Below are 14,770 nucleotides of genomic sequence, written 5' to 3'. Positions count from 1 at the left end.
AGCCAAAAATTCACCCAAAACATGCAAAAATCGCTGAAAGTAAAAGCTCTAATATTTGATATGGATGGCACTATGATAGACAACATGATGGTGCATCACAAAGCCTGGCAGCGTAAACTCGCCTCTCTAGGTAAGCAAATGACGATTGAGCAGGTCATGCAGGAAATTCATGGCGTAAATGAAGAGATCATTAGCAGGCTTTTTGGCGATAGATTTAATGACGAAGAAATCAGGCAGATCGCTTGGGACAAGGAAGAGGAATACAGAACGATTTTTGCCGATAAAATAGCGTTAATTGATGGTTTAGAGCGATTTCTAAATCAAGCTGTTGAGGCAGGAATTCCTATGGGAATTGGTACAGCTGCACCCCCAGAGAACGTAAAATTTGTTTTAGATGCTCTTAACCTGAGAAAGTATTTTAGCACAGTAGTAAGTTCAGATATGGTAACAAAAGGAAAACCAGATCCTGAGGTTTTTGTGAAAGTTGCACAGCAACTTAATATTCCCATAACTGACTGTGTGATTTTTGAAGACAGTCCTACAGGAGCTAAAGCAGCAGAAAATGCAAACTCACACGCTATTGTAATTACAACTACTCATAAGGTTGAGGAGTTTAGCAATATAACTTCAGTTGCAGGATTCATTAATGACTATACAAACTCCTCGATTTCTAAAGCTCAGGAAAATGGTTATTTCGAAATAAATCTATAGAACACACAATCAATCACAGGCTAAATTTTAGCGAAGGCTATTTAATTTATATCTGAATAATGTACATTTAACGACTCTTAATAAAATATATGAAACGATTAATTTTTACCACGGCCCTTATGGGGTCATTGCTCCTGCTAAACTGCGGACCAACAAATCACTCTGACCACCCTAAGAATATAGCTGATGCAAACCCTATGGATTATGCACAGACTATCACCACAGAAGAACTTAAAGATTTGCTTTACACGTATGCTTCAGATGAGTTTGAAGGGCGTGAGACCGGGGAACCAGGTCAGAAAAAAGCGGTTGCTTTTCTCAGGGATTTTTATGAAAATCATAATATAAAATCGCCATTAGATACTACTTATTTTCAAACTGTACCTGAGTCTTATTTTGCTGCAAACAGCGGTATAAAGGCTTCAGAGAATGTTTTGGCATATATAGAAGGAAGCACAAAACCAGATGAGATTATCATAGTTTCTGCTCACCTTGATCATGTAGGTGTGCGCGATGATGGTGTTGTTTTTAATGGTGCAGATGATGATGGTTCTGGTACTGTTGCAGTGTTGCAAATTGCAGATGCTTTTAATGAGGCCGTTAAAAATGGTTACAGACCACAACGCTCTATACTTTTCTTACATGTTACAGGAGAAGAAAAAGGCCTTTATGGCTCAAGATATTATGCAGAGCATCCTGTTTTCCCACTTGCAAATACAGAGGCAGATCTTAACATAGATATGATAGGTCGTCAGGATTATGATCATCCTGATGATGACAATTATGTTTATCTTATTGGTTCTTCAATGTTAAGTACAGAGCTACATGATATTTCTGAAGAAATAAACAACAAATACATCAATCTGGAACTTGATTATAAATACGATGCTCCAGACGATCCTAACCGTTTTTATTACCGATCTGACCATTACAACTTTGCTAAAAACGGTGTGCCGGTAATCTTCTATTTTAACGGTGTTCACGATGATTATCATCAGGTTTCTGATACTCCGGATAAGATCAATTATCCGCTTCTTGCAAAACGTGCTAAACTGGTTTTCTTAACAGCATGGGAACTTGCTAACAGACCAGAGCGCATTGTAGTAGATAAGAAATAAAGCTTAATTGAATAGCATGAAAAAACCTTTCCATAACAGGAAAGGTTTTTTTGTTTTAAGAGAACGTCATTCCGAATTTATTTCGGAATCGCATCATTTTATGTCTCTTCTTGTGCGAATCTGAAACTAGTTCAGATTGACGAAAATAAATAATGAGCACAAAAAAAGCCTTCCATTTCTGAAAGGCTTTACATTTGGGTGGAAGATCGGTCTCCCTTCAGCACATTTCACAGAAATGTGTTCAGGATAAACTTCTTGACCATCTTCCCATTCTTAAGTTATAGCCACAAAAAAAGCCTTCCATTTCTGAAAGGCTTTACATTTGGGTGGAAGATCGGTCTCCCTTCAGCACATTTCACAGAAATGTGTTCAGGATAAACTTCTCGACCATCTTCCCATTCTTAAGTTATAGCCACAAAAAAAGCCTTCCATTTCTGAAAGGCTTTACATTTGGGTGGAAGATCGGTCTCCCTTCAGCACATTTCACAGAAATGTGTTCAGGATAAACTTCTCGACCATCTTCCCATTCTTAAGTTATAGCCACAAAAAAAGCCTTTCATTTCTGAAAGGCTTTACATTTGGGTGGAAGATCGGTCTCGAACCGACGACCTCCTGAACCACAATCAGGCGCTCTAACCAACTGAGCTACAACCACCATTTAAAAACACATATTCATTACCGAATTATGCGGGTGCAAATGTAAGTGAATTACTCAATCTGAGCAACACTTTTATTTCATTTTTTTACTAGATCAAATCAAAAAGGGAATCTACCGCAGGAAATCGCTCTGCTGTATAGCCTTCTCCATATTCTGTCCCTATTAGTCTCCCTAAATCACGTGCTCTGTAATTGATACTTTCTTTAAAATTTGCACTCGAGATAGGCGTGTCACCTTCTTTTATATCAGGATTGAAGAATTGCGAACTATATGCCAGCACTGCTTCCATTTTAGTATCAATAAAACCGGTCACATCTACAACTATATCTGGGGTAATATTCTTCCACTGTACATAGTGATAAACATGTTTGGGTCGCCAGTGCTCCTGCTCTACTCCTTCAAGTTCTGTTTTAATTTTAATCAATCCGCTTAAAAAACAAGCATTGCTTACCAGTTTGCTGCCTTTACCATGATCAATATGGCGATCGTCAATAGCGTTACACAAAACAACTTCTGGCTTGTACTTACGTAATATCTGTATGATCTTGAGCTGAGATTCTTTATCATTCTGAAAAAAACCGTCTTCAAGAGCTATGTTTTCGCGTACGCTTAAACCCAATATTTTTGCTGCATCTGCTGCTTCTTTGTCTCTAAGTTCTGCTGAGCCTCTCGTGCCTAATTCGCCACGTGTAAGATCAAGAACACCTACTTTTTTTCCGTTTGCTACTTCTTTTGCCAGGGTAGCTCCACACGACAATTCAACATCATCGGGATGTGCGCCCACGGCGAGTATATCTAATTTCATTAAATTTTATTATTTATCTGCGATCAGGCTGTGTTGTGTAATGATTTTTAAAGCCTGCTCTATATCTTCTATAAGGTCTTCTTTATCTTCAATCCCAACCGAAAAACGAAGCAACCCGTCATTTATTCCTTGGTTTTCTCGCTCTTCAGGACTTAATAAAGCATGAGATGTTTTTGTAGGCGAAAGTATGGTAGACTCAACTCCCGCAAGACTCATAGATGATTTTATTAATTTTAATTCTTTTTGAAACTGTGTAGCGTCAAGACCTTCTTTTAACTCAAAAGAAAGCATGCCGCCAAAGCCAGACATTTGTGACTTGGCCAGCTCATAATCTGGATGTGATTTGAGACCGGGATAATAAACCTGCTCTACTAAATCGTGTTTTTCGAGCCATTTTGCCAGATTTTTGGCATTTTTATTCTGTTTTTGAACACGTAAAACAAGTGTTTTCATACTGCGCTCAAGCATCCAAACCGTAAAATCACTCAGGCTGCCGCCCAGATTTTTGGCTTTATGCCATATTTTATCCATATGTTCCTGCGATGCAGCTACAGCGCCAGCCAGAATATCACTATGCCCGCCCATATATTTTGTTGCGCTGTGAATCACGATATCTATACCAAAATCTATTGGGTTTTGGTTTACCGGTGAAGCAAATGTATTATCGATCATGGTTATTATTCCGTGCTTTTTAGCAAGATCTGCAACCATTTTCATCCCCGTGATTGTCATCAAAGGGTTAGACGGAGTTTCTATGTAAATAATTTTAGTATTGTCTTGTACTGCTTTCGCGAAAGCTTCTTCACTCAAACCATCTGTAAACGTATACTCGATACCCCAATTGTCAAATTCTTCGGTAACCAAATTAAAAGTACCACCGTAAAGCGTTTTTTGCAGAACCACGTGATCACCATGTTTTAAAAAAGCGAGTAAAGCTGTACTTACGGCTGCCATACCACTGCCAAAGATCAAAGCAGCCTCTGCCCCTTCCAGAGCAGCAATCTTCTTGCAAAGCGCTTCCTGATTAGGCGTGTTTAAATAACGTGGATACCGTTTTACATCTACGTCTTCAAAAGCATATGAAGTTGACATGTAAATAGGAGAAATTGCTCCTTTATATTGTTTATCGTGCACCTCACCTACGTGAGTACAAATCGTATTTAAGCCTCGTTTTTTCTTGATCATAGCTGTAGTGGTTTAAAAGCTAAAAATACAAAAATACATATAGAAGCGTTTACCGTTTGCCGCCAGAATAAAGGAATAGAAGAAATTTATCATACAGGTTTTATACGAATAGGTTTTACCTTTGTTTCTCTAACGAAAATCAAATACCTTGACAATAACTTTTGACACATACAAACCCGAATATGCAGCGGCTTTTAAAAAATTAAATATAGCATGGCTGGAAGAGTATTTTTATGTAGAACCGCATGATGAAGAGGTTCTTAGCAATCCTGAAAAATATATAATCTCGCCCGGCGGTCATATTCTGGTAGCTCTGGCAGATGGTGAAGTTGCTGGCGTTGTAGCTTTAATGAAATTAGGTAATGGCGAAATAGAACTCACAAAAATGGCGGTTGACCAATCATTAAGAGGTCAAAAAATCGGTCAAAAACTGATAAAATACTGCCTGGAGTACGCTAAAAACGGAAAAATTGATAGTCTTATATTATATTCTAATAGAAGACTTGAAAACGCAATTTACATTTATCATAAATTTGGATTCGTAGAAGTACCGCTTGAAGATAATCTTCCCTATGAGCGGGCAGATATAAAAATGAAACTAACTATCAATTAAAAAAGTATGAAAAAATTAGCATTAACCGGGCTTACTGCATTGGCGCTTATCGCCTGCAAGACCGACAACAAAAGTCAGGAAGCAGAAGTTACAGAAACTCAAGAAACTGCAATGACAACAGAAGAAACTGCTTCTTCTGATTTTGATCTTACTCCTATCTCGCATGCTTCGGCGGTTTTTAACTGGGATGATACCGTTTTTTATATCGATCCCGTAGGTGGTGCGGCTGCTTATGACGGTGAGCCAGAACCAGCGATTATATTAGTAACCGATATTCACGGTGACCACCTTGATGCAGAAACGCTAAATGCCATAAAAGGAGACAGTACAAAAATTATTGTACCACAAGCGGTTGCAGATCAACTTGAAGGTGATATTAAATCACAGTTAACTATCATCAACAATGGTGAAACGCAAACTATAGACGGTTTTAGCATAGAAGCAATCCCAATGTACAACCTGCGTGAAGAAGCAAAGCAGTTTCATACAAAAGGACGTGGTAATGGCTATGTTCTTGAAAAAGACGGAATGCGTGTTTATTTTTCTGGTGATACAGAAGATATTCCTGAAATGCGTGATCTAAAAGACATTGACAAAGCATTTGTGTGTATGAATTTACCTTACACCATGACTGTTGATAAAGCTGCTGAAGCTGTATTAGCTTTCAAACCAAAAGAGGTTTATCCTTATCACTACCGTGGCACAGAAGGTTTAAGCGATGTAGACAAATTTAAAGAATTAGTAAACGCTGGAGATGCAGATATTGAAGTGGTTCAGTTAGACTGGTACCCTGATATGGAATAAGCTTTAAGCGAAATAAGCTTTTTGTAAGTCCGCTGGAGAATAATCTTCAGCGGATTTTTCGTTTTAAATAACATCAAACTAATGCATTTGGCACCTAGCCAAGAAAAAAATGTTTAGTATATGTCTAAGTATCTAATAAATCTCTGGAGTCTTACAGACTGCAGCATCACGAATTATTTCATCTTCAAAAAAAACGTAATTAAATTTAGTGATATCTAAAATTTAACACCCATTATTCATAATTGCTAAAATATTTTTGTTTTAATTAACAATTAAATATATATTAGTAAAACGTTTTAGCTATATCTCTCAATTTTTGAAAATGGATATTAATAAGTAAATAATCCTTTTCTACAATCATTGCTATAGCTAAATGCCCCCATTAGTATCTATTTAATTAATACGCTTAAGATCCAGATCAAAAACCTAAGTAATTAAAATAGCTCCATACTTATATTTTAAAAATGGGTCTATTTCCTTAAAGTCGTGATCTCGATAAAATTAGTTTACAACCAAGTATTAAGTACATCTAACTCAATATAAACAACTAATTAAACCATCTTTCATGAAGAGCAAATTATTAAAAAGGTTACTACTTTTAGGCACATTATTGTGTTTTGGATTAGTAAAATCACAAACGGTAACTGGTATAGTTTCAGACAAAACGGGACCGTTACCAGGGGTTAACGTATTGGTAAAAGGAACAACCAATGGAACGCAAACTGACTTTGACGGAAATTACACATTAGACAACGTATCTAATGACGCAACACTAGTCTATAGCTATATAGGCTTTCAAACAACAGAAATACAAGTTAATGGCAGATCTTCTATTGATGTAATACTAGAAGAAAATGCCAGCGAATTAGACGAAGTGGTTTTAATTGGGTATGGTTCTCAAAGAAAATCAGATTTAACCGGTGCTGTAGGTCAGGTCGATACTGAACAACTTAAAGAACGACCAGCAACCTCATTAAATCAGGCACTCTCTGGTAAGATTGCCGGGGTTCAGGTAAATACTAACTCAGGAAGACCGGGAGGAAAATCGAATATTAGAATTAGGGGGTTTAGTTCTATTAATTCGTCTAACAATCCGCTTTATGTCGTCGACGGGGTTCAATTACCTCAAGGCAATTTAGATCAATTTAGTTCTGCTATTGATTACCTCAACCCTAACGATGTGGTTTCTATAGAAGTTCTAAAAGATGCATCCTCAACCGCAATCTATGGAGCAAGAGGGGCTAATGGCGTTATTTTAATAACAACAAAAAGAGGTAAAGCTGGTCAGGGCAGAGTAACTTACGATGCTACATTTAGTGTAAACCAATTTGGTCCTAACAGAGCAAAAGTCCTCAATTCTGCAGAGTATGCTATGGTAGAGCAATTAGCCTGGGAAAATTCTGCAAAATTTGATCCCGAAGGTTGGGCAGCAGGAAATTATGCTCAATACGAGCCAAGACTTAAAAGAGCAGACCCTTTAATGGCCGATTTATTTGACAGCAATGGCAATGCTATTTATGACACAGATTGGTCTAAAGAAGTAGTACAGCATAATTTATCACAAAATCATCAACTAGGTTTTTCTGGCGGTAATGAGAAAACAACATATGCCATTTCTCTTGGTATTAGAGATGATCAGGGTTTACTTAAAGACACGTATCTAAAGAGATATTCAGGCAGGTTTTCTATTGATGATCAAATACAATCATGGTTGAAAATAGGTGGAAGTCTAAGTTACAACTATCAAACTGAAAATCTTGCAGACACAAATGATGAAGTGCCACGCAGAATGGTAGAGGATTTTCCATTCTTGCCGGTAAGATATGAAAGTGGTCCCAAAGAAGGTGAATTTGCAGATAATAGGGATTATCCTTTTGCAGAAGGTACAAGAAACTCTGTACACCGCTTAAATAGTCAAAAATATATTTTAAATACGCAAACGATATCGGGGAGTGTTTATTCTAATATTAATTTCGCCGAAAATCTACAAATGCGTACGGTTTTAGGGACTAATGTTCTTACTCAGGAGAATAATGAATTTAGCGATAGCACACTCGATAGTAACGGTAGGGCATTCGCTTCTTCTAGTAATGAGAAGAATACATTCTGGTCTTTAGAGAACTACCTAACATATACTAAAGATATTGATGAAAATAATGCTTTAACCGCGTTGCTTGGGATATCATGGCAGGAGTCAAATAACTTCTACGTTAACGCTGAGTCGCGAAATTTTCCGACTGATTATTTTGAATATAACAACCTGGGAGCAGGAACAGATAATCTTGTAGTAGGCTCCAGAGCAGATCGTGAAGCGTTGAATTCCTATTTCGGAAGGGTTAATTATAACTTCATGAAAAAGTATTTATTTACTGTAACTGCCAGAGCAGATGGGTCATCAAAATTTGGAGATAATAACAAATTCTCTCTTTTCCCTTCCGCTGCTTTTGCATGGAGAACATCTGACGAAGATTTTCTTGCTGATAGTGAGGTTATTTCTAATCTTAAACTTAGAACAAGTTATGGTGTAACCGGGAACTCAGAAATTCCTCCTTATTCTTCACTTTCACTCCTAAGTTCAAATTACAAAGCTATTTGGGATGGCAATCCTATAGGTGGTACAGGTTTAAACAGGCTTGCAAACCCTGATCTAAAATGGGAAAAAACTGCACAATATGATTTTGGTGTTGAGCTAGGCTTGTTTAAAAACAGGATCTCTATTGAAGCTGATTTCTATTACCGCAAAACTACAGATATGTTGTTAGATGCTCCTGTACCACAATCTACCGGTTATGCAACAATTAGAAGAAATGTGGGATCTATGGAGAACAAAGGATTTGAGTTTTCTATTACATCAACAAATATATCTACCGTTGATTTAAACTGGAGTACTTCTTTTAATATTTCAATGAACAAAAACAAGGTTTTATCATTAGCCACGCCATCTGACATTTTTGGAGTAGGTGGACCAGGTATTACAAATGAAACCAGCATTATTAGAGTGGGTGAACCTGTAGGTGCTTTCTGGGGATTAACCAGATTAGGAGTATGGGGAACAGATGAAGCTGAAGAGGCTGCTAAATATGTGAGCTATAGAAATGGACTTACCCTTCTTCCCGGTGATATTAAGTACAAGGATTTTAATGGTGATTATATCATAAATGATGAAGATCGATCAATTATAGGTAACGGTAGCCCTAAAGCATGGGGAGCTTTTACTAATTATGTTACTTATAAAAACTTTGATTTCACCTTAGAACTTCAGTATTCATATGGAAATGATGTGATGAATATGAACCTTCACTCAAGTGAGGATAGACAAAGTTTAGCAAACAGCTACAAGACAGTTCTAAACGCATGGACTCCAGATAATCAAAATACCATGATCGCTCAGGTGAGAGATACACGTGCGGGTTATGTTACTAATGTTGATACACACTGGATTCAGGATGGTTCTTTTATAAGAGGAAAGAACATAATGCTGGGGTACTCTTTTGATCGAGAAATTGTTGATTTACTGCACTTAAACAAATTAAGACTTTATGCTTCTGCACAAAATTTCTTCCTGATCGTTGATGATGAATTACTGGGAGATCCTGAAGTAACTCCTATTAGAGGAGATGCTAGTAACAATGCTTTCTCACAAGGTATGAAATGGCACGAATATCCTAAATCAACAACTTTTGTGGTTGGTTTACAAGTAAGCCTTTAATTAATAAAAAAATAAAGATCTAATATTATGAAAATTAATATACTCAAAAATAAAAGCAAAGTAGTCTGTTTGCTGGTTCTATTATGTGGAGCCTTCAGCTGTTCAGATTTTCTGGATGAATCAGATCCTTCTAATCTTACACCAGACAGTTTTTACACTAGCGCTAAACATGCTCAGTCTGCTGTCGCTGCAGTGTATGCAGATGCAAGATTTATAGGCGATGGTGCCGGTATTTTTTCTTCTAACTGGCAAATGCTAATGGCGCCTACTGGGATTACATCTACTCAGACAGCACAAAACTCAGATCTTAATAATCTGTATTCACTTTCTTATGACCCCAATACAGGGCATGTAAAAAACTGGTGGCGCGGTCTCTATAAAGTTATTGGTAATGCAAATTTGGTTCTTCAAAACGTTCCAGATATTCAAATGGATGAAGCTGATAAAACCAAGGTTCTGGGAGAGGCGAGATTCTTAAGAGCATGGGCTTATTTTTACGCAGTTAGACTATGGGGAGATGTGCCTTTAATTACTTTACCTCAAAGTGCAGACTCAGAAGACTTCTTTCCCGTTCGTAGTCCGCAAACAGAAGTTTACAACTTAATAGTAAGTGATCTCTTAGAAGCTGAAAGTGCAGGCTTACCTTGGACAGATGAAAGCGGAAGAGTTTCACAATCTGCCGTAAAAGCCCTTTTGGCGAAAGTATATCTTACAATGGCTGGAAATCCATTAAATGAAACAGCTCGATATGCTGATGCTGCCAGCAAAGCAAAAGAGATCATTGATAATGCAGGTCCTATTCACCTTTTTGACACATATGCAGAAGTGCATGATGAAAGTTTAAATAATATGGGAGAGCATATTTTTAGCTTACAATACAATGATCTTGTAGCTGAAAATCCTATGGGCAATATGCGTCCTAATTTTCAACCGGTTACATACCGTGGTCCTGATGGTACAGGGAGTACAATACCAACTCCGGAATTTTACAATTCATACGAAGATGGTGATTTGAGAGCTGTTGACAGAGAAGGTTGGTTTTATACCAGTTATTACGAAAATGGCAGCGGCGAATTATTTGACTTAGGAGCACCTTTTATATTTAAACATTTTAATGTCACTGCAAACGGTACTTCTGGTGTGACAGGAACTGCTAAGGATAATTTAAATGTTCAGATATTTGGGTATGCTGAAGTTCTATTGATTTATGCTGAAGCTTATAACGAGGCTAATGGTGGTCCTAATCAGGCTGCGGTAAATGCCTTGAAACAAATAAGAGATAGAGCGCAGTTATCTACACCTACTTTAGCCGAATTTGACCAGGCATCATTTAGAGAAGCTGTATGGAGAGAAAGATGGCATGAATTAGCCTTTGAAATGAAAATCTGGTTTGATATGGTACGTTTGAGAAAGGTCTACAACAACATAACCGGTGGTTTTGATAATTTCGTTGGTCATGTTAACCTCAACTCTAATCAGGCATTACAGGAAAAACATTTGTTATTCCCTATTCCTGGTCCGGAATTGATAAATAATCCCAATTTAAGTACCCAAAATCCAGGTTATTAAACAAAATCATTTTTCAATATTTAATTAGAACGGGGCACTGCCCCGTTTCTTTTTTGTATTTGTTTTACACCAAAATTATCTTTTGAAATCTGCTCAAAACTGTCATTTAACAGGTCGATTTTTGATGCATTTTGGTCGATTTCCCTCCCCTAGAACGGATTTTTTTTGATGGAATAACAATAATTTTAAGAGCAAATTAGGCCCTAATTGACTTCCTTTATTCTAATCCTGAAATCTCATAAGCACAACGTCTGGCTCCTGAAAGTATATGATCTACGCGTTCTATTTTTACATTTTCACCAAGCACGGTTTTAAATGTTTCTAACTCAGATCTGCAAAAACCCTGACAAGTAGCCGCTGCCGCGCAGATGGGGCAATGATTTTCAATAAGCAAATATTTATTATCATCCTTCTTATACGTGGCCATATAACCTTCTATGTTTCGCATTTCTGCAAGTTTAGCTACACGTTGCTCAAGTTGATCGTTAATATTCATCACTTTAGAGTAACGCGCCACATTCTCATTACCGTTAGCCATAATTACAGCATCAAGAGCTTCTTCTCCTAATGTATCTTTCATTTGCTGTATCAATCGCACAGTAAGATCTGCGTGCGCATCAGGAAAGCGCTCATGACCAGCTTCAGTTAAAGACCATATCTGCTGTGGCCTGCCTCTACCCTTAGATTTACTTGTATTTTGAACCAATCCTTCTTTGGCAAGCTTTAAAAGATTAAACCGTGCTCCTTCTGTAGTAATATTTAATTCTCTTGCTAAAACAGCCAGCGGTAATTCTCCTTTGCTCTTTAAAATCAACAGCGCCCGTTCATTCTCCATTAAAGTTTTCATAATAAACAAAGTAATTATTTGGTTTATTAAACAAACGTACTACATTTGCCTTATAAATTAAAATTTACAATCATAAATATTATAATTATGACACATCAACTGCCAACACTAGACTACGCTTATGACGCGTTAGAACCTCATTTTGATGCCGCAACTATGGAGATTCATCATAGCAAGCATCATCAGGGTTATGTAAATAATCTAAATAAAGCCATAGAAGGAACAGATCTTGAGAAGACTGAGCTTAAGGATATTTTGGCGAAAGCCGGCACACTTTCTCCCGCTATACGCAACAATGCCGGTGGTCATTATAACCACAGCCTGTTCTGGACAATTCTTTCTCCTAACGATGGTGGTAAACCAGAAGGTAAATTAGAAACTGCGATAGAGAAAGCCTTTGGTTCTTTTGAAGATTTTAAAGCAGAATTTACTGCCGCCGCTTCTACACGTTTTGGTTCTGGCTGGGCCTGGTTAATTGTTAATGCAGAGGGAAAAATAGAAATCACATCAACTCCTAATCAGGATAATCCGCTTATGGACGTAGCTCCCGCTAAAGGAACTCCTATTTTAGGTCTCGATGTTTGGGAACATGCTTATTACCTGAATTATCAAAACAAGCGTCCTGAATATATTCATGCATTTTGGAATGTTGTAAACTGGGAAACAGTTGCTAAAAACTTAGAAAACGCATAATAATCTATTAAAAATCGGTGGTTGTTCTGAGTATGGGCAGCTACCGATTTTACTTAACTTTAAAAAAATATCTATGGAAAAGACACGAGTAAATTTAGGTTTGTTAATTTTAAGGGTAACTCTGGGGATTTTAATGCTTTTTCACGGCTTTTCTAAAATGATGAATGGTCTAGAGGGCATAAAGGGAATGTTAGAATCTTACGGTTTACTTTCAGTTATCGCTTACGGGGTTTTAATAGGTGAAGTGATCGTGCCCATATTACTTGTTATTGGTTTTAGAACGCGTATAGCTGCCCTTGTTTACGCCATAAATATGTTAATAGCGGTGATGCTTGTACACATCAATGATATCTTTACATTAAGCACTACCGGTGGCTGGACGCTTGAATTGCAGGGTTTATATTTCTTTGGAGCTTTGGCGTTATTCTTTACCGGTGCAGGAAAATTTGCAGTCTCAGTCTCAAACAGGTGGGATTAATAATAAATAACAAATCATGAATATTGAAATTATAGCTGGCAGTACCCGTGACGAAAGTCTTAGCATACGCGTTGCAAAACATCTACAAAGCAATTTAAAAAGCACTACAGATCATGAAGTGGGATTGATCGCTATGAGCGAAATAACACTTCCTTTTGTAGAAAAGGTCTTTACCACGGCCAGCGACGCTCCAGAAGAGATTAGATCATATGCACAGCGCGTATTTAATGCAGATGCCTTTATTATTTGCACGCCAGAATATAACGGAAGCTACACCCCTGCCCTAAAGAATTTCTTTGACCATTTCCCTAAACAATCTCGTAAAACCTTTGGTCTGGTTACAGCTTCGCCGGGTATGATGGGTGGTATGCGTGCTGCTCAGCAATTGCTACAAATGGTCCCGGGATTTTTTGGTATTGCTTCTCCTATGATGCTTATCGTGCCAGATGTCACAGGTAAATTTGAAGAAAATGGAACTTTAAAAATTCCGGCTTTTCAAAAAAATGTCGATACTTTTGTCACAGAATTTCTTTGGCTGGCAGAAAGATTGAGTGCAGAGTAAATTCCATTATCTATTATAATTGCATAAAAATCGGGTTAAAACTACTTAAAAATGGCTGTAGACGATAAAAATGTACTCCAGATAGGAGAACATGAAGTAAGCTATGTGCCTGGTCAATCTGTACTTGATGCAGCTTTAGCTGGCAGAGTTCCATTTTGTTCTGAGTGTGGCGGTAAGGCACGTTGCTCTACCTGCCGCATTTTTATTACAGGTGGTGATCAAAATATTACAGCGATTAACACAGCAGAGAAACTTCTAAAAGAACGCATCACCCTTCCTGAGAAATCAAGATTAGCCTGCCAGACCTTTTTAAAAGGAGGCAATGTAAGGGTTAATCGTATTATGAAAGATGAGACAGATTACCCACTTTATTTACCTAACCAGCAGGATGGGCAGGAAGCGATGGGTAGAGAGATGCATATGGCGCTTCTCTTTCTTGATATTCGCGATTTTACACACTTCGTAGAAACACATCTCGCTTTTGATGTCGTTCATCTGGTACGTAAATTATTCTCCACTTTTGAGAATATTATTAAGCAGTTTGATGGTAAGGTTATAGAAACTGCCGGCGACGGTCTTTATGCGGCCTTCGGTTTTACCACCCAATTGCAACAAGCGGCAAATGATGCTGTAAAAGCAGCATACATGATTCTGGACGAACTTGTTCACCTTAATGAAAGTTATCTCGTAAAACATTTTAATGAAGAAATAGCTATTGGTATGGGGCTTCATGTGGGTAAAGTGGCAGTTGGTAAAATACATCTGGATAATAAAGATCATGAGATCGTTATGGGCTATCCTGTAAATATTGCAGCAAGGCTTGAAGGATTAACAAAAGAATTAAATAACTCCTTTATCATTTCAGAAAACACCTATAAACTTTTGAAGAATGCGCCAGAAATTAAAGGCGTGCGTACGATGGTTTTAAAAGGTGTGACCACAGAGCAGAAAGTTTACCTTATTGGTGAGACTTATCACTAATTAGTTAGAATTCACAGACCAGACTTCAAAGATTAAA

At 37.5% G+C, this 14,770-nt stretch carries 13 protein-coding genes and 1 tRNA gene; 10 read left to right on the top strand and 4 right to left on the bottom strand.

From position 1 onward, the window contains the following. The first annotated feature begins 21 nt into the window (after positions 1–21). Positions 22–711 carry an HAD family hydrolase gene (locus ACH3PA_RS13420; protein WP_416443334.1) on the top strand — a complete coding sequence of 230 codons (690 nt, stop codon included), beginning with the start codon at positions 22–24 and terminating at the stop codon, positions 709–711. Positions 712–800: 89 nt separating this feature from the next. Beyond that, the gene (locus ACH3PA_RS13415; protein ID WP_416443336.1) at positions 801–1,829 is read left to right on the top strand and encodes a M28 family metallopeptidase; all 1,029 of its coding nucleotides are present in this window, start codon (positions 801–803) and stop codon (positions 1,827–1,829) included. A 580-nt stretch (positions 1,830–2,409) separates the two neighbouring features. Here ACH3PA_RS13415 and ACH3PA_RS13410 read toward each other — a convergent pair. The 3 genes from ACH3PA_RS13410 to ACH3PA_RS13400 all read right to left on the bottom strand — a co-directional run bounded on the left by ACH3PA_RS13410 (position 2,410) and on the right by ACH3PA_RS13400 (position 4,477). Beyond that, positions 2,410–2,485: transfer RNA gene (locus tag ACH3PA_RS13410), tRNA-His, on the bottom strand. Positions 2,486–2,575: 90 nt separating this feature from the next. Further along, on the bottom strand, positions 2,576–3,292 hold the full coding sequence (gene bshB1 / locus ACH3PA_RS13405) for a bacillithiol biosynthesis deacetylase BshB1 (RefSeq protein ID WP_416443338.1): 717 nt from the start codon (positions 3,290–3,292) through the stop codon (positions 2,576–2,578). A gap of 9 nt (positions 3,293–3,301) precedes the next feature. Beyond that, on the bottom strand, positions 3,302–4,477 hold the full coding sequence (locus ACH3PA_RS13400; protein WP_416443340.1) for a trans-sulfuration enzyme family protein: 1,176 nt from the start codon (positions 4,475–4,477) through the stop codon (positions 3,302–3,304). Positions 4,478–4,625: 148 nt separating this feature from the next. Here ACH3PA_RS13400 and ACH3PA_RS13395 point away from each other — a divergent pair, with 148 nt between their 5' ends. The 4 genes from ACH3PA_RS13395 to ACH3PA_RS13380 all read left to right on the top strand — a co-directional run bounded on the left by ACH3PA_RS13395 (position 4,626) and on the right by ACH3PA_RS13380 (position 11,172). After that, complete coding sequence (locus tag ACH3PA_RS13395) at positions 4,626–5,090, top strand: GNAT family N-acetyltransferase (protein ID WP_416443342.1); 465 nt, start codon at positions 4,626–4,628, stop codon at positions 5,088–5,090. Positions 5,091–5,096: 6 nt separating this feature from the next. Further along, complete coding sequence (locus ACH3PA_RS13390; protein ID WP_416443344.1) at positions 5,097–5,894, top strand: MBL fold metallo-hydrolase; 798 nt, start codon at positions 5,097–5,099, stop codon at positions 5,892–5,894. 565 nt (positions 5,895–6,459) lie between these two features. After that, on the top strand, positions 6,460–9,603 hold the full coding sequence (locus ACH3PA_RS13385) for a SusC/RagA family TonB-linked outer membrane protein (RefSeq protein ID WP_416443346.1): 3,144 nt from the start codon (positions 6,460–6,462) through the stop codon (positions 9,601–9,603). A gap of 27 nt (positions 9,604–9,630) precedes the next feature. Beyond that, positions 9,631–11,172, top strand: a complete 1,542-nt coding sequence (locus ACH3PA_RS13380; RefSeq protein WP_416443348.1) for a RagB/SusD family nutrient uptake outer membrane protein — start codon at positions 9,631–9,633, stop codon at positions 11,170–11,172. A 217-nt stretch (positions 11,173–11,389) separates the two neighbouring features. On the opposite strand, the gene ACH3PA_RS13375 is transcribed toward ACH3PA_RS13380, so the two are convergent. Further along, complete coding sequence (locus ACH3PA_RS13375; protein WP_416443350.1) at positions 11,390–12,019, bottom strand: helix-turn-helix transcriptional regulator; 630 nt, start codon at positions 12,017–12,019, stop codon at positions 11,390–11,392. A gap of 87 nt (positions 12,020–12,106) precedes the next feature. Here ACH3PA_RS13375 and ACH3PA_RS13370 point away from each other — a divergent pair, with 87 nt between their 5' ends. The 4 genes from ACH3PA_RS13370 to ACH3PA_RS13355 all read left to right on the top strand — a co-directional run bounded on the left by ACH3PA_RS13370 (position 12,107) and on the right by ACH3PA_RS13355 (position 14,733). Beyond that, the gene (locus ACH3PA_RS13370) at positions 12,107–12,712 is read left to right on the top strand and encodes a superoxide dismutase (RefSeq protein WP_416443352.1); all 606 of its coding nucleotides are present in this window, start codon (positions 12,107–12,109) and stop codon (positions 12,710–12,712) included. Between the two features lie 73 nt (positions 12,713–12,785). Next, positions 12,786–13,190, top strand: a complete 405-nt coding sequence (locus ACH3PA_RS13365) for a DoxX family protein (protein ID WP_416443354.1) — start codon at positions 12,786–12,788, stop codon at positions 13,188–13,190. Between the two features lie 16 nt (positions 13,191–13,206). Next, positions 13,207–13,752, top strand: coding sequence for an NADPH-dependent FMN reductase (locus tag ACH3PA_RS13360; RefSeq protein ID WP_416443356.1), 546 nt, complete (start codon positions 13,207–13,209; stop codon positions 13,750–13,752). A 51-nt stretch (positions 13,753–13,803) separates the two neighbouring features. After that, positions 13,804–14,733 carry an adenylate/guanylate cyclase domain-containing protein gene (locus ACH3PA_RS13355; RefSeq protein WP_416443358.1) on the top strand — a complete coding sequence of 310 codons (930 nt, stop codon included), beginning with the start codon at positions 13,804–13,806 and terminating at the stop codon, positions 14,731–14,733. Positions 14,734–14,770: the final 37 nt, after the last annotated feature.

The organism is Leeuwenhoekiella sp. A2, assembly GCF_047946655.1.
In the GTDB taxonomy this organism is placed as follows: Bacteria; Bacteroidota; Bacteroidia; order Flavobacteriales; family Flavobacteriaceae; genus Leeuwenhoekiella.
This window is presented reverse-complemented; position numbering and strand designations above follow the sequence as displayed.